Below are 14,986 nucleotides of genomic sequence, written 5' to 3' on the forward strand. Positions count from 1 at the left end.
TCTCGTCTTCCCGGAGCCGAGGCGTCCTGGGCGCCTCGGCTCCGCTCGATTCTCGGAGGTGACCATGGTCGACGTGCGGATCGACTACGGCGCGATGCGCGCCAGCCGCAACGCTTACGCGAACATGCGGGATGTTCTCGACGGGGCGACACGGGCGATGTCGAACGTGTCGGGCGCGGCCGTGCCCCAAGACGTGCTGCGGCGGCGTCTCGAGGATCTCCACGATTCGTGGGGTGGCGGTATCGACAAACTCGCCCGCTATGCGGAAGACGCGGGCACGGGACTCGAGGGCATTCTCGAGGCATTCCAGCAGCTCGACACCGAGCTCGGCAACAGCATGGTTCCGCAGGAAGGATCGGCGTCGTGACCGACTTCTCCGCTCTCGGCTTCGACCCCGCCCCTGGCGATGTCGCGACGCTCTCCGGATATGTGGATGCGCTCACCACCAGCTGCGACGGCGTCGATGACGCGCTGTCGATGATGGACGGCTCCGACGACGGCGCCTGGATCGGAAAGTCGGCGACGGCGTTCCGCGCCGCACTCAGCGAGGACTTCCGACCGCACCTCAGTGACACCGGCGAGGCGTTGCGCACATCGCGGACCGCCCTCGCGACCTGGACCGATCAGCTCACCAACTATCAGCGGCGTGCCGCAGCGCTCGCGGAGGAGGCCTCAGCGGCATCCGCGAGCGTCGCCTCATCGGAATCGGCCCATGCGCAGGCACAGGCGAACAAGGACGCCGAGGACGCCGACCCGGATGCCGTGTCGAACGCGTCGACGGCGCTGGCGAACGCGCAGGGCGAGCTGGAGTCGATCCGCGCGCGTGCTCGTCAGCTCAAGGACGAGGTCGACGCCGATGCTGCCGCCGCGGCCGGAGCGCTGCTGTCCGCGAGCGACACGCTGAACTCCTACGCCGGCAATCCGGTCATGAACTTCCTGGGCTCGGCCGGCGACTGGCTCGCCGACGCAGGCAACTGGCTCATGGACAACGTGGTGCCGATCCTGGAGGACATCCTCCGGGCGGCGCTGCCGATCATCGCGATCCTCTCGCTCTTCATCCCCGTCCTCGGCACGGTGGCGCTCATCATGTCCATCGCGCTCGTCGCGATCGACGGCCTGCAATGGGCGACCGGTCGCGGAACGTTCGCCGAGTTCGCCACCGGCGCCCTCGGACTGCTCGCGGGTGGCGCGCTCGGGCAGGCTGCAAAGGCGCTGATCGGCCCCGGTGGACAGGTGCTCATCCCGTCGATCCAGGGCATGACGCCGGCCATGGCCGGCGGTGGGGCCGCGGCGGGAAGCGTCGCCGTGGCGCTCAACGTCAATCTGCCCAACATGGTCGCGAACACCTACTGGACCGTGAACAGTGCGATGGACGCCCACAGCAAGGGGACGGACTTCGTCGACAGTCTGACCGGGCCGTGGCAGAACCTCTCCGAGCGGTTCAACAACACCCTGCGCGGCAACGGTCCGCGCACCGACGAGGAGGTCTGATGACCGAGCAGGAGGCGACGCTCGACCCGATCGCGGCTGAGGGTGCGCCGCTGCGGGTCTGGCAGCGCGTGCCCCAGGGGTGGATCGAGTTCCGCTCGTTCGGCGATCGTTCGCCGCAGGAGTGGCTCGACTGGTACCTCGTGAGTGCCGAGGGCTGGCTCCCGGATGCTGCGCGCGACGCGATCGTCGACGGCTTCCGCGCCGGCGTCGAGCTGTTCGCCGACACAGCCTTCGCCTTCGCCGGTGTCTCGCTGACGTTGGGCGAGCGCCCGGCGGCGTTCTTCCTCTGCACGAACGTGGTGCCGGGGACGGCCGAGACCGACGCCGCCGCGACGGCGTTCCACCGGCTGCTCCCGCTCGCGCGGTTCGGCGAGGGCGGGCGCAGCGAGAGCTTCACCACCCCGGACGGCCGCGTCGGCACCATCACCCTCGGTGCGTCGGCGGACGGCGGGATGCCGCACCTCACGGCGGTCGGCGAGATCCGTCTTCCCGGCGGGGCGGGCACCGCCGTCGTCATGGGGTTGTGCTCCGACCCGCAGCAGTCGGCCGAGCTGGCGCTGCACGTCGCGTTCGCGCTCACGACCACTCAGGCTCTGCCCGAGGGTGTCGAGCCCGCGGAGCCCGAGCCCGCCGCCACGTAGCATTCTGTCCATGGCGTTCGCTTTCATCCAGGCAGCATCCCGCCCGCTCCTCGAGACGGGCGAGGCGGGGGAGCCTGCGGCATCCGCGGGGCCGTCCGACGCCGATCGTGCTGTCGCCGTCCTGCGTGCCGACTACGAGCGATGGTCGCGCTGGGCGCTCGGAATCGTCGGATTCGTCGCTGCCGCGGGCGGCGTGTTCTTCGCGGGCGGGCTGGTCGCGACCGTCGTGGCGATGGGCGTCGTGACACCGGACACCGTCATCGTCATCGTCATCGCAGCGGCGATCGCGCTCGGAGGCGTCGCACTGCTCGTGGTGTTGTGGCGCACGGGTCGCGCTTTGACTCGCGCTGCGTCGTTCTGGCTGCGCGCACCGTACGTCGCGGGCCAGCGCGCGCCGCGCGCCGCAGGATGGGTACAGGCACGTACCGTCAACCTCGAGCCGCGCATCCTGGTCCGTCTGAGCACGGCGACCTTGGCGCTGCTCGTCGCCATCGGCGGTGTCGCGGTCTTCGTGCGCGACCTCGGCGCCGGCGTCTCGGTTTTCACGGTGCCGGTCCTGCTGGTCGGCATCTGCGGCGCCCTCAGCGGCATCGGTCAGATCGGCGGCGTATTGCGCATCGTCAACGGCCTGAGTGCGGGTGACCCGCTGTGGGCGTGGCTGACGGGCTCGGTGCGCGCGCGCTGAGGCACGCTTCACCTGCCGCATACGCTGACGCTGCCGGTGGCTCATGAGCTTTCTCCACACCACGGCTCGCGGCTGGGCGGAAGACCACTCGCTCGCCGCCGACGTCCGATTCGCTCAGCTCGAGGCCGTGGCCTACCAGCGGCATCCGGAGATCTTCCAGCACTTCGGCGCCGACGGGGCCGCGATGGCGCACCGCCTGCACGCGAACGCGAAGAGGTCGCCAGTGCGCGGCGTCCTCGACGTCGTGCTGTGGGCCGTCGTGATCGGCGCGTTCTTCGCACCGATCGCGGGTCTCGCCGTGCTCATGGGCGACCGCTTCGACTTCCACCGCATCGAGGCCCAGCGGGCGATGCCGATCGCGGGCGCGATCTTCACCGTCGCGGCGGTCGCCCAGACCATCCTCCTGGTCATCTGGCTGGTCCGGGGCGCCCGGTTCTCGTGGCCGGAGTTCTCCATCCACCTCGTGGCGGGGACGATGGCCATTCTCGCGCTCGGCACGATGCCGGGCATCGCCGAGCTCGACGACTACATCGGGTGGCAGCAGTGGCGGGGTCCGGTCCTCATCGCGCTCGGCGTCGCCGGGCTGGCAGCCCTCGTGATGCTGGTGCGTTTCCGCGTGCGCGAGCCCGATGGCGACGGCGAGGCCGTGCCCGAGACGGGTCTCAGCGTCGGCGGCATCCGCGCCCGCATCGCGGCGCTGCCGGGGGATGAGCGTCAGGCCATCGTCGACGACCGCAACGCGGCCCTCGCGGTGCTGCACGAGCGCGGCCTGATCGATGCCGGCACCCTCGAGCGGGCCCTCGGGTGCGAGCCGGGAACGCTGTTCCTCCTCGACGCCGAGCGGCGCGCGTGAGGCGGTGGCTGCGGCGGCCGGCCGTTCCGGCTCAGACGGTCGGACGGCCGTAAGTCTCGAGGAAGCGCAGCCACACCTCGCTGAGCGTCGGGTACGCCGGCACGGCGTGCCACAGACGTGCGAGCGGAACCTCGCCGACGACCGCGATCGTCGCGGACTGCAGCAGCTCGCCGACATCCGCCCCGACGAAGGTCGCCCCGATGAGAACGCCGCGGTCCTCGTCGACGATCGCGCGTGCCTGCCCGGTGTAGGCGTCCGACCGCGTCGACGCGCCCGCGATCCACGAGAGGTCGTAGTCGAGCACGCGGATGTTGCGTCCCGCAGCACGCGCGGACGCCTCGGTCTCACCGACCGAGGCGACCTCGGGGTCGGTGAACGTCACCTGCGGCACGGCGCCGTGGTCGGCAGTCGCGACGTGCGCACCCCACGGGGCGTCGTCGACGGTGCCACCGGTCGCCCGGGCGACGATGACGTCGCCGGCTGCGCGGGCCTGGTACTTGCCCTGGTGCGTGAGGAGGGCGCGGTGGTTGACGTCGCCGACCGCGTAGAGCCAATCGGATCCGCGGACGAGCATCGTGTCGTCGACATCCAGCCACGAGCCGGGCTCCAGGTCGACGGTATCCAGCCCGAGATCCTCGGTTCGCGGGACGCGTCCGGTCGCGACGAGCACCTCGTCGGCGCGGACGCGCGTGCCGTTCGACAGCTCGAGCTCGACCTGACCGTCGTCGACGCGCTGCGCGGAGACGAGGTCGGTGTGAAGCAGCACCCGCGCACCTCGGTCGGTGAGGGACTGCGCGACGAGGTCGCCCGCGAAGGGCTCCATCGGTCCGAGCAGCCGGCTGCGAGCGATGAGCGTCACCTCGCTGCCGAGGTCGACGAAGGCCGTCGCCATCTCCGCGGCGACGCCGCCGCCGCCGACGATCGCGAGCGAGCCCGGGACCTCCTGCACGGCGGTCGCTTCGCGGCTCGTCCACGGAGACACATCGGCCAGGCCGGGGACGTCGGGGAGGAGCGCCGCCGAACCGGTGCACACCGCGACGGCGTGACGTGCGACGAGGGTGGTGAGCGAGCCGTCGGGTCCGGCGACCTCGACGCGCTTCTCGCCGGAGAGGCGGCCGTGCCCGCGCACGAGGTCGACGCCGGCTCCCTGGAGCCACTCGACCTGCGACGCGTCGTTCCAGTCGGAGGTCAGCGAGTCGCGGCGGCGAAGCACCCCGGCGACGTCGATGTCGCCCGTCACGGCCTGCTTCGCGCCGTCGACCGCGCGCGCTGCGCGGAGGGCGGCGCCGGCCCGCAGGAGACCCTTCGACGGCATGCACGCCCAGTACGAGCACTCGCCGCCGACCAGTTCGCTCTCGACGATGGCGACGCTCAGGCCGCCCTGCACGGCGCGGTCGGCGACGTTCTCTCCGACAGGACCGGCTCCGATGACGACGAGGTCGTAGGTGCGTTCGCTCATGTCGCGACGCTAACCCCGGTTGCCGGCTGTGCGCCAGCACTTGCGCTCAGCGCGGTCGCGCATTGCCGGTCGTCGCGGGTGCGCGTGCCGCCAACAGGCTGAGAGGCTCGATGCGACCCGTGAGCGGGCATGGCGAGGGGGTGAGCCTGTTTGGGGCACGAGGCGACGGCGGGTCGCCGGCCGGCGAGGCAGGGGAGTTCTCCCCATCGACGCGGCGTGCGGGCCCCCGATAGCGTGTGAGCGTCGGCCGGACCGAGCCGGCGGAGGGGGCCCGATGTCAGACGTCGAGATCTACTACCACGCGCTCACGAGCGCCGCGGATGCGATCCAGACGCGGGTCTCGAGCGCGGTGATGGACAACGCCGACATCCAGGGCGACGACACCGGTGTCGAGAACCCCGCGCACCGGGTCGCGCTTCGTCTCGAGATGAACCGGCGGCTGAGCGGGCTGAATCGCGCCGTGCTCGAGCGCACGACCGCAGCATCCGAGGTCGGCGCCCTGCTGACCGCGATCACGACGCGCTACTCCGACCTCGATGTCGAACTCACCGGTCAGGAGCAGCCGTGACGCTCACCTCACCCAACCGCGGCTACCCGCTCGAGCGCCTCGAGGGCAATCCTGGGTCGATGAGCTGGTGGAGCGGCGCGTTCAGTCGCGTGGCGGCGTCGCTCGGCGACCTCCGCACCACCGTCCAGGCCGCGACCGACCTCGACGGTGTCGGTGCATCGATCCGCTCGGCACGCTCGAAAGCGCAGGAAGTCGCCAACGGGCTGGCTACGGAGATCGCCGAGGCGGAGCTTCTCGCGGGGGTGCTGCAGCGGTACGCGGACGCGTTCTCGTCGTCGGCGGAGTCGGCGAACCGGCTCATTGACGACATCGAGTCGGCCCACGCGTCGTTGTCGTCGGCGTCAGCCGCGGCCGATGAAGCCGGGCTGAACGCGCTGTGGACCTCTCGCTCCGGCGAGCCGGCCGACGTCCGGCGCGCGAATGACGCCGCACAGGATGCCGTCGCGACCCGGGATGCCGCGGCGCGGGATCTCGCCGATCTGTGGGAGCAGTTCGAGAGCCACTACTCGGCATGGGACGCGGCCTACGACGCGGCGCTCGCCGAGCTCGCCGGCGGTGCGGGGCCGGCGATGACGTCGCAGGCGCAGAACCTGCTCGACCAGCTGCTCGCGGCGGACACCCCGCAGGCCGTGCTCGAGCTGTGGCTCGCGCATCCCGAGCTGCAGGATGAGATCGCCCGAGCGCATCCCGATATCATCGGCAACCTCGACGGCATCCCTTACGACGTCCGCGGACGGATCAACCGCGAGCGCCTGGAGGCGCTGCGCGCCACGAACCCGGACGGTGCGCTCGGCGACGATGTCGCGGCGTTGTGGGAAGAGCTGACGGATGGCCCTCCCTTCCCGCTCCTCGTCTCGTTCGATCCCGACGGCTCAGCGCAGACCACCGCGGCGTTGGCATACGGCGATCTCGCTGCTGCAACCGACATCAACGTGCTCGTCCCCGGTATGAACTCGTCCGTGGCGGGTATCGGCGAGTGGGGAGACTCGGCTCGCGCTCTCAACAACGCGGGGCCGGGCCTGGCGACGATCGCATGGTTCGGTTACGACTCTCCCAACGAGATCGAGGAGCCCGGGATGGAACGGGCGCGCGATGGCGCGGCAGCGCTCCGCTCGTTCCTGCTCGGGATCGATGCGGTGCATCCCACCGCGGAGAAGGCCGTCATCGCGCACTCCTACGGCAGTACGACCGCTGCCCTCGCGATCGGGTCGCGTCCGGACGCACTCGGCGTCGACCAGTTCATCGCGGTCGGATCGGCCGGGTTCCCGAGCGACCCGCAGATCCTGTCGAATCTCCAGAACGCCGGGGGCCTGCGCATGTACGCGACGCTGTCGGAGAACGACGCCTGGGCCCGGATCGGCCGTGACACGAGCTGGGGCGGCGCGCACGGCACGGTTCCCGAGACGCTCCCCGGCGTGACCGAGTTCGGCAGCGACGGCGGTTATGCGGACGGCGAGCACCTCGCACCCACCCCGGGACACGGCGCGCACGAAGGCGGCAACGGCCCGCTTCCCTCCGGCGACGGCGAGGGGTACCTCGTGCAAGGATCGGAGTCGTTCTACAACATCCAGCAGATCGTCCTGACCGGTGAGCCTGGAACGGAGATGGACGGCGAAGGCAGCGAGCGCGGCTTCTGGGATCTGCCCGATTGGCTGGAGTGGCTGCCCGTTGACCCTTACCGGACGTGATTGATGAGATCGACCTCGCGAATGACGATGACGGCCTTCGCTGTCGGATTGGTGTTGATGATGAGTTCGTGTGCGGCGACACCGGGTGACGAACAGCCGGCCGCAGACCTGTACACCCAGGCGCGCGAGCAGTTCACGGCGATGGCCGACGAACTGCACACCGTGATCATGGCGATCGAGCCGACCGAGTGGCGCGTCGATCAGGGGCAGTACGGAGCGCGCCCGAGCGGATGCCAGCTGGGCGTGAGCTCGGAGACCGGATACTCGTTCACGGCGGTGCGCGCGCTCGAGCTGCCGGATCGGGATGCCGCGGAGATCGCGGCAGCGGCATCGAAGGGCTTCGCCGAGCTCGGTATCGACGCGGAGACCGTCGAGCGCGGTTCGGGGGATGCGCGAGAGGTGACGGTCGTGGGTGAGAGCGACGCCGCCCGTACCGTGGTCGTGATCCGGCCCCTCGATGGTCGTGTGCTCGTCTCCGGTGAGACCGCCTGCACGGCGGGCGCGAGCTCGGACATCCTCACGACGATGTTCGGTGAGGAACTGTACCCCGACGACGTCTGGCGGCGGCTCCCCGCGACGGAAGGCCCCTTGTCGGTGCCGCAGTTCTTCTTCCCGCCCGACGGCCCGATCTACTACAACGAAGACGGAACGCCGGTGCAGCCGCAGCCGGTCGTGACGGATGCCCCGGTCCCCTCGCGATGAAGGCCTGCGCCGCTGGCGGACGTTGCGCGAGACGAGCGCGGGCCGCCTCGGCATCGCCGCCGTCGTGATTCTCCCCGTGCTGCTGGCGAGCGGATGCGCGAATCCGGTCGGGCTCGAAGGCGGCGAGACGTATGCGCAGGCGCGGGACCGCTTCGTCGCGATGGCGACGGGCGTGCACACGGTGGTCATGGCGATCGAGCCGACCGAGTGGCGCGTCGTGGACGGGTCGTACGGCGCTCACCCGACGGGATGTCAGCGCGCGCTCAACGAGGGCGGGGGATACCGCCTCGTCGCCGTCCGCGGTCTCGAGCTGCCGGGACGCGACCCTCGGGAAGTGGCCGGGGTGGCAGTCGAGGCTTTCGCCTCGTTGGGCATCGACAGCCACATGGCCGACCGGGGGCAGGGCGAGGCGCGAGAAGTGACCGTCGTAGCCGAGGGCGGCATAGCCGAGCGGGCGGTCGTCAGCATCCGTCCCGCGACGGGCCAGGTGCGGGTTTCGGCCGAGACAGAGTGCGCCCCAGGATCGGCGCACGATCTCGCGACTGAGGTCTTCGCCGAAGAACGCCTACCGGACGATGTCTGGCGCCGCCTCCCCGCCGTCGACGGTCCGGCCTCCAAACCGTCGTTCTCGTTCCCGCCGCCGTGACCCGCCGCCCCCGTCGACTCGCCAGAAAGCGCGGATTCGGAGGGGGCGGCATCCGCATTCTGTGGCGAGTCGACGGGGGAGGGAGCCGGGGACAGTCGTGTCCGATTTCCGCGAGCCGGTGTCGGCGGGGCATGTCAGGCTGGGGGCATGGCCAGTGACGGGATGACGTTCGACGAGCGGTACCGCGCGATCGACGCGCGCGACCGCCGCTTCGACGGCCAGTTCGTCACGGCGGTGCGCTCGACGGGCATCTATTGCCGCCCGAGTTGCCCCGCGCGCACCCCTCGGCCCGCCAACGTGACCTTCTATCCGACGAGCGCCGCCGCCCACGAGGCCGGATACCGCGCGTGCAAGCGCTGCCTGCCCGAGGCCACCCCCGGGTCGCCGCAGTGGAACCTTCGCGGCGATCTCGCAGCACGGGCCATGCGCCTCATCGCCGACGGTGTCGTCGACCGCGAGGGCGTTCCGGGGCTCGCATCCCGCCTCGGGTACTCGTCGCGCCACCTCACCCGGCTCCTCACGGCGGAACTCGGCGCGGGCCCGCTCGCCCTCGCCCGCGCCCACCGGGCCCACACCGCGCGCACGCTGCTGGTCGACACCGACCTGCCGATCGCCGACGTCGCCTTCGCCGCAGGGTTCGCGAGCATCCGGCAGTTTAACGAGACGGTCGGCGAGGTCTTCGCGATGCCTCCCGGCCAGCTGCGTGCGCGACGGCAGGCGGGGGAGCGGATGCCGGGCCGCATCGACCTCGTCCTGCCGGTGCGCGAGCCGTTCGACGCCGCGGGCCTGTTCGGATGGATGCGGGCCCACGCGATCCCCGGCGTCGAGTCGGGCGACGAGCGCTCGTTCGCCCGCGTGATCCGTCTCGCCGGCGGGCCGGCGTGGTTCGAGGTGCGCCAGGATGACGCGGGGCGTGTGCGCCTGCGTGCCGAGCTGGCCTCGCTGGCCGACCTGTCGACCCTCATCGCCCGCGTGCGTCGGCTGTTCGATCTCGATGCCGATCCGACGGCCATCGACGAGGCCCTCGCGCGGCATCCCGAGATCGCGCCTCTCGTGGCGCGGATCCCGGGCGTGCGCCTGCCGGCGGCGATCGACCCCGACGAGATGCTCATCCGCGCGATGATCGGCCAGCAGATCAGCGTCGCCTCCGCCCGCACCGTGCAGGGGCGCCTGACCGCCGAGCTCGGCGAGCCGGTCGAGACCGCCGCCGGCCCCGCCACCCTCTTCCCGACGATGGCGGCGATCGCCGAACGAGGCGCCGAGGTCCTGCGCGGGCCCGGGGCCCGCATCCGGGCGATCGTCGGTGCCGCCACCGCGCTCGCCGACGGCTCGCTGCGCCTGTCTGCCGGCGACGACACCCACGAGCAGCGCGCTGCGCTCCTCGCCTTGCCCGGCATCGGGCCCTGGACCGCCGACTATGTGCGGATGAGGGTGCTCGGCGACCCGGACATCCTGTTGCCCGGCGACGTCGCGGCACGCGCGGGCGCTGCCGCCGCCGGCATGCCGGCCGGCCCGTCCGAGCTGGTGGCCTGGGCCGAACGCACGGCGCCCTGGCGCAGCTACCTCATGGCGCATCTCTGGTACGCCGCACCCGTCACGCAGGCTTGGCGCGAAAGCGCGACCGAGCCGACCCTCCCGACGTCTCGAAAGGCCCGCACATGACCGCCGTCTCCGACGCTCCCACGTCGCTCGAGCCTGCCGCGACCGCGGCCGCGCGGGGCGAAATCGCCTCGATCCAGACCGTCGCGACCCCCGACGGTCCCTTCACGATCCTCGAGGCCGGCGGAGCGGTGCTGGCGTCCGGGTGGACGGCCGACCCGGTCGCGATCCTCGACCGACTTCGGCCCGCCGCCCGCCCCGCACAGGTGGTCGAGGGAACGACGGATGCCGCCGCCGCGGTCGCCGCGTACTACGACGGCGACCTCGCGGCGATCGACGCGGTGCCGGTGCGCCAGTCGGGCACGGCGATGCAGAGCGCCGGCTGGCAGGCGCTCCGCGGGATCGCGCCGGGCGAGCCGCTGACCTACACCGGCTTCGCGGCGGCGCTCGGCTCGCCCGGCGCGGTGCGCGCGGCGGCATCCGTCTGCGCGCGCAACGCCGCGGCCCTCTTCGTGCCGTGCCACCGCGTACTCCGCACGGGTGGGGCGCTCGGCGGGTTCGCCTGGGGCGTCGAGGTGAAGCAGCGACTGCTGGCGCGGGAGGCGCGGCACAACGGCTGAGCGCGGATTCGTCCTTGCACTCAGCGAATACTCAGGTATAGCCTGGAGGGCTCCCGTGTGTGCAGCGGGTGCTCTGTCCGCTCGACCTCAGGAGGAAGCCATGTCCCCGGCCATCGTCATCACGAAGTCCGTCGCTCTCCTCGTCACGGCCGACGGACGCCCCGCACACGGAGGAATCGCCCGGTAGCTCCGGGAAGCGCTTCGCCGCTTCCGACGTTTCCTCCCGCGGGGCCCCGGTCCCGCTTCGCCGCGCTCGCGCGCGCCCCTCGCCGTCTTCGGCATCCGCTCGACACACCTCAGGATCATGACTTCCTCGACGCCCCCTCGTCTGTCCACGCCGCGCGCGCTCGCGCGTCTGCTCCCCTTCGCCAAACCGGTGCTGCCCCGGCTGAGCCTCGGCTTCGTCAGCGCGCTCATCGCGAGCCTGCTCGCCCTCGGCATCCCGCTCGTCCTCGAGGTGATCGTCGGTCCCGAGGGCCCGATCAACTCGGGCGACCCGTGGCTCATCGTCCTCGGCGCCGGCGCCGTTCTCGCCCTCGGTCTGCTCGAGGCACTCATGGTCTGGGCGCGCCGCTGGTTCGTCCTCGCCCCGGCGACCAAGGTCGAGTACGAGCTGCGCACCGACTTCTTCGCCCGCCTGCAGCGACTGCCGGTCGCCTTCCACGACCGCTGGCAGTCGGGTCAGCTGCTCAGTCGGATGATGCAGGACATCAGCCTCATCCGCCGCTGGCTCGCCTTCGGCATCGTCCTGCTCGTGGTGAACATGCTGACCATCGTCGTCGGCTCGATCATCCTGTTCCGGTGGCACTGGCTGCTCGGCACGATCTTCGTCGTGGTCTCGGCGCCGCTGTGGATCGCGGGATTCGTCTTCGAGAACCGCTACGGCCTGCTCTCCCGCCAGAGCCAGGACCAGGCGGGCGACCTCGCCACGGCCGTCGAGGAGTCGGTGCACGGCATCCGCGTGCTGAAGGCGTTCGGCCGCGGCGGACACGCCCTGCAGAAGTTCACGCGTCAGGCCGAGACCCTGCGCGAGACCGAGGTGAAGAAGGCCAAGGCGGTCGGCTGGATCTGGTTCTGGCTCGTGCTGCTGCCCGACATCGCCTTCGCGCTGTGCCTCGGGGCGGGTATCTACCTCGTCCAGGCCGGTGAGCTCGGTGTCGACTCGCTCATCGCCTTCTTCGCGATGGCGACGATCCTGCGCTGGCCCGTCGAGTCGATCGGCTTCCTCTTCTCGTTCCTCGTCGATGCGCGGACGGCGACCGACCGTATCTTCGAGGTCTTCGACGAGCAGAACACGATCGTCGACCCCGAGAACCCGACGACCATCGCGCAGCCGCGGGGCGCGCTCGTCTTCGAAGGCGCGCACTTCCGGTACCAGGACGCCCCCGAGAGCGAGCGCGACCTGCTCGACGGCATCGACCTGGCGCTGCGACCGGGCGAGACGATGGCCCTCGTCGGCCTCACGGGTTCGGGCAAGACGACGCTGACGACCCTGCCCGGGCGCCTGTACGACGTCACGGGAGGCCGCGTGCTGCTCGACGGCGTCGACGTGCGCGACCTGCGGCTCGACGAGCTGCGCCGTCACGTCGGCATGGCGTTCGAGGACGCGACGCTGTTCTCGCAGACCGTCCGGGAGAACGTGCTGCTCGGTCGCGAGGACCTCGAACGCGGCAGCGCGGAAGCCGAGCGCGTCATGCGCGAGGCGCTGTCGGTCGCGCAGGCGAACTTCGTCGACACGCTTCCCGAGGGAGTCGACACGGTCATCGGCGAGGAGGGGTTGAGCCTGTCGGGCGGACAGCGCCAGCGCCTGGCGCTCGCCCGTGCCGTGGCCGCCCGCCCGGCCGTGCTGGTGCTCGACGACCCGCTGTCGGCGCTCGACGTCGACACCGAGGCGCTCGTCGAAGACGCGCTCCGCGAGGTGCTGGCCGACACGACGGCGCTCATCGTCGCGCATCGCCCCTCGACCGTGACCCTCGCCGACCGCGTGGCACTGCTCGAGGAGGGGCGCGTGACCGCCGTCGGCACGCACTCCGAGCTGCTGCGCACGAGCGAGCACTACCGGCACGTCATCTCGAGCCTCGAGGACGAGCAGGAACGACACGACCAGGAACGACACGACGAAACGGAGGTGACCCTGTGAGCACCGTCACCGGGACGAGCGGCGAGGACCGCTCCGACTACACCCGCGAGGAGAGCCGCGAGATCCGGCGTCGCTCGCTGCGCCTGCTCGGGTCGCTGGTCTCACCGCTGCGTGCGCAGCTCGCGCTGGCCGCGGTCGTGCTCGTCGTCTCGACGGCGCTGCGCGTCGCAGGCCCCGCACTCGTCGGCTGGGGCATCGCCAACGCGCTGCCGGCCGTACAGCAGGAAGCGGACTGGATGCCGACCATCGCGGTCGTCATCGTCTTCCTCATCACCGCTCTCGGCGGTGCCGCGCTCATCGGCTGGTACGCCGTGGTGGCGGCGCGCCTGACCCAGGCGGTCATGATCGACCTCCGCAAGCGCATCTTCCGCCACACGCAGCGGCTCAGCCTCGAGTTCCACGAGTCGTACACGTCGGGACGCATCATCTCGCGCCAGACGAGCGACCTCGACACCATCCGCGAGCTGCTCGACGGCGGCCTGAACGAGCTCGTCTCGGGTCTGCTCTACGGCGGGTTCACGCTCATCGCGCTGCTGCTGCTCGACTGGCAGTCGGGGATCATCCTCGCGGTCATGGGCATCCCGCTGTTCCTGCTCATGCGCTGGTTCTACCTGCGGTCGCAGGTCGTCTACCGCGAGTCGCGCGTCATCAGCGCGAAGGTGATCGTGAAGTTCGTCGAGTCGATGACCGGCATCCGTGCGGTCAAGGCGTTCCGCAAAGAACCCGCGAACGACACCGAGTTCGGGGGGCTCTCGAGCGACTACCGCGATGTGAACATGCGCTCGATCCGCCTGTTCGGAACGTTCGAGCCGGCGCTCATGGCGGTGGCATCCGTCTCGCTCGCCCTCGTGCTGGCCTGGGGCGGATTCCGGGTGGTCGACGGCACGCTGAGCCTCGGATTCCTGCTGTCGGCCGTGCTGTACGTGCGGAACTTCTTCGCGCCGATGCAGGAGGTCGCCTTCTTCCTCAACTCGTACCAGTCGGCGACGGCGGCGCTCGAGAAGGTCTCGGGTGTGCTCGAGGAAGACCCGACCGTCCCCGACCCGACCGATCCGGTCGAGCTGCGCGAAGCCCGCGGGCACCTGCGCTTCGAGGACGTGACGTTCGGGTACTCGGATGCCGTGACGATCCTGCCCGACTTCGCGCTCGACATGCCCGCCGGGCAGACGATCGCGCTGGTCGGCACGACAGGTGCGGGCAAGTCCACGCTCGCCAAGCTCGTCGCGCGGTTCTACGACCCCACGAAGGGGCGCGTCACGCTCGACGGCGTCGACCTGCGCCAGCTGCACCCGAAGGATCTGCGCCGGGCGATCGTCATGGTCACGCAGGAGGCGTACCTGTTCAGCGGGACGGTCGCCGACAACATCGCGCTCGGCAAGCCCGACGCGACGATGGACGAGATCCAGGCGGCGGCGAAGGCCGTCGGGGCGCACGAGTTCATCGAGCGGCTGCCCGACGGTTACGCCACCGACGTCAACAAGCGCGGCGGCCGGGTGTCGGCGGGGCAGCGTCAGCTGATCTCGTTCGCCCGGGCCTTCCTCGCCGACCCTGCAGTGCTCATCCTCGACGAGGCGACGGCGTCGCTCGACATCCCGAGCGAGCGGCAGATCCAGGAAGCCCTGGGCACGCTGCTGGCCGACCGCACGGCGATCATCATCGCGCACCGCCTGTCGACGGTCGCCATCGCCGACCGGGTGCTCGTGATGGAGCACGGTCGCATCATCGAGGACGACACCCCCGCCGCGCTCATCGCCGGCACCGGCAAGTTCGCCCAGCTGCACAGCGCCTGGCGCGAGTCGCTCGTCTGAGGCCCGCCGAGAACGCACCGCCGTCGCGAGAACGCACCCGAAACGGTGCGTTCTCGCGGGCGCGGTGCGTTCTCGGTCGCGGCGGC

At 71.1% G+C, this 14,986-nt stretch carries 14 protein-coding genes; 13 read left to right on the top strand and 1 reads right to left on the bottom strand.

Annotated elements, in window-relative coordinates:
* The 5 genes from C3481_RS14320 to C3481_RS14340 form a co-directional block, all read left to right on the top strand.
* On the top strand, positions 1 to 367 hold a 367-nt coding region (locus C3481_RS14320), incomplete at its 5' end, for a hypothetical protein (protein ID WP_219817673.1).
* Entirely contained in the window at positions 364 to 1,491 is a 1,128-nt protein-coding gene (locus C3481_RS14325; protein ID WP_023955666.1) for a hypothetical protein, read from the top strand. The genes C3481_RS14320 and C3481_RS14325, both read left to right, overlap by 4 nt.
* On the top strand, positions 1,491 to 2,132 hold the full coding sequence (locus C3481_RS14330; protein WP_064955740.1) for a hypothetical protein: 642 nt from the start codon (positions 1,491 to 1,493) through the stop codon (positions 2,130 to 2,132). The genes C3481_RS14325 and C3481_RS14330 overlap by 1 nt, the downstream gene beginning before the upstream one ends.
* A 10-nt stretch (positions 2,133 to 2,142) precedes the next feature.
* Positions 2,143 to 2,817, top strand: coding sequence for a hypothetical protein (locus tag C3481_RS14335; protein ID WP_023955662.1), 675 nt, complete (start codon positions 2,143 to 2,145; stop codon positions 2,815 to 2,817).
* Between the two features lie 43 nt (positions 2,818 to 2,860).
* Positions 2,861 to 3,670, top strand: coding sequence for a hypothetical protein (locus C3481_RS14340; protein WP_103843004.1), 810 nt, complete (start codon positions 2,861 to 2,863; stop codon positions 3,668 to 3,670).
* Between the two features lie 31 nt (positions 3,671 to 3,701).
* Here C3481_RS14340 and C3481_RS14345 read toward each other — a convergent pair whose 3' ends face one another.
* Complete coding sequence (locus C3481_RS14345) at positions 3,702 to 5,129, bottom strand: NAD(P)/FAD-dependent oxidoreductase (RefSeq protein ID WP_103843007.1); 1,428 nt, start codon at positions 5,127 to 5,129, stop codon at positions 3,702 to 3,704.
* Positions 5,130 to 5,403: 274 nt separating this feature from the next.
* Between C3481_RS14345 and C3481_RS14350 the strand changes: the two genes are divergently transcribed.
* The 8 genes from C3481_RS14350 (at position 5,404) to C3481_RS14385 (ending at position 14,900) form a co-directional block, all read left to right on the top strand.
* Complete coding sequence (locus C3481_RS14350; protein ID WP_023955656.1) at positions 5,404 to 5,697, top strand: hypothetical protein; 294 nt, start codon at positions 5,404 to 5,406, stop codon at positions 5,695 to 5,697.
* Entirely contained in the window at positions 5,694 to 7,385 is a 1,692-nt protein-coding gene (locus C3481_RS14355) for an alpha/beta hydrolase (protein ID WP_088380576.1), read from the top strand. Before C3481_RS14350 ends, C3481_RS14355 begins: the two co-directional genes overlap by 4 nt.
* Before the next feature lie 57 nt (positions 7,386 to 7,442).
* The gene (locus C3481_RS14360) at positions 7,443 to 8,087 is read left to right on the top strand and encodes a hypothetical protein (protein ID WP_141097151.1); all 645 of its coding nucleotides are present in this window, start codon (positions 7,443 to 7,445) and stop codon (positions 8,085 to 8,087) included.
* The gene (locus C3481_RS14365) at positions 8,065 to 8,733 is read left to right on the top strand and encodes a hypothetical protein (RefSeq protein WP_146053663.1); all 669 of its coding nucleotides are present in this window, start codon (positions 8,065 to 8,067) and stop codon (positions 8,731 to 8,733) included. Before C3481_RS14360 ends, C3481_RS14365 begins: the two co-directional genes overlap by 23 nt.
* A 147-nt stretch (positions 8,734 to 8,880) precedes the next feature.
* On the top strand, positions 8,881 to 10,395 hold the full coding sequence (locus C3481_RS14370; protein WP_103843011.1) for an AlkA N-terminal domain-containing protein: 1,515 nt from the start codon (positions 8,881 to 8,883) through the stop codon (positions 10,393 to 10,395).
* Complete coding sequence (locus C3481_RS14375) at positions 10,392 to 10,952, top strand: methylated-DNA--[protein]-cysteine S-methyltransferase (protein ID WP_103843013.1); 561 nt, start codon at positions 10,392 to 10,394, stop codon at positions 10,950 to 10,952. The genes C3481_RS14370 and C3481_RS14375 overlap by 4 nt, the downstream gene beginning before the upstream one ends.
* 304 nt (positions 10,953 to 11,256) lie before the next feature.
* Positions 11,257 to 13,092 carry an ABC transporter ATP-binding protein gene (locus tag C3481_RS14380; RefSeq protein WP_103843015.1) on the top strand — a complete coding sequence of 612 codons (1,836 nt, stop codon included), beginning with the start codon at positions 11,257 to 11,259 and terminating at the stop codon, positions 13,090 to 13,092.
* A complete protein-coding gene (locus tag C3481_RS14385) occupies positions 13,089 to 14,900 on the top strand; it encodes an ABC transporter ATP-binding protein (protein WP_103843017.1) in 1,812 nt (603 codons plus the stop codon). The genes C3481_RS14380 and C3481_RS14385 overlap by 4 nt, the downstream gene beginning before the upstream one ends.
* Positions 14,901 to 14,986: the final 86 nt, after the last annotated feature.

It is taken from the genome of Microbacterium sp. Ru50 (genome assembly GCF_002920555.1).
Taxonomy (GTDB): domain Bacteria; phylum Actinomycetota; class Actinomycetes; order Actinomycetales; family Microbacteriaceae; genus Microbacterium; species Microbacterium arborescens.

Bases quoted from the DNA above. Each gene is read 5' to 3' on its own strand.
- C3481_RS14330 (WP_064955740.1), top strand. From the start codon at position 1,491: ATGACCGAGCAGGAGGCGACGCTCGACCCGATCGCGGCTGAGGGTGCG.
- C3481_RS14335 (WP_023955662.1), top strand. From the start codon at position 2,143: ATGGCGTTCGCTTTCATCCAGGCAGCATCCCGCCCGCTCCTCGAGACG.
- C3481_RS14340 (WP_103843004.1), top strand. From the start codon at position 2,861: ATGAGCTTTCTCCACACCACGGCTCGCGGCTGGGCGGAAGACCACTCG.
- C3481_RS14345 (WP_103843007.1), bottom strand. From the start codon at position 5,129: ATGAGCGAACGCACCTACGACCTCGTCGTCATCGGAGCCGGTCCTGTC.
- C3481_RS14350 (WP_023955656.1), top strand. From the start codon at position 5,404: ATGTCAGACGTCGAGATCTACTACCACGCGCTCACGAGCGCCGCGGAT.
- C3481_RS14360 (WP_141097151.1), top strand. From the start codon at position 7,443: ATGATGAGTTCGTGTGCGGCGACACCGGGTGACGAACAGCCGGCCGCA.
- C3481_RS14365 (WP_146053663.1), top strand. From the start codon at position 8,065: ATGCCCCGGTCCCCTCGCGATGAAGGCCTGCGCCGCTGGCGGACGTTG.
- C3481_RS14370 (WP_103843011.1), top strand. From the start codon at position 8,881: ATGGCCAGTGACGGGATGACGTTCGACGAGCGGTACCGCGCGATCGAC.
- C3481_RS14375 (WP_103843013.1), top strand. From the start codon at position 10,392: ATGACCGCCGTCTCCGACGCTCCCACGTCGCTCGAGCCTGCCGCGACC.
- C3481_RS14380 (WP_103843015.1), top strand. From the start codon at position 11,257: ATGACTTCCTCGACGCCCCCTCGTCTGTCCACGCCGCGCGCGCTCGCG.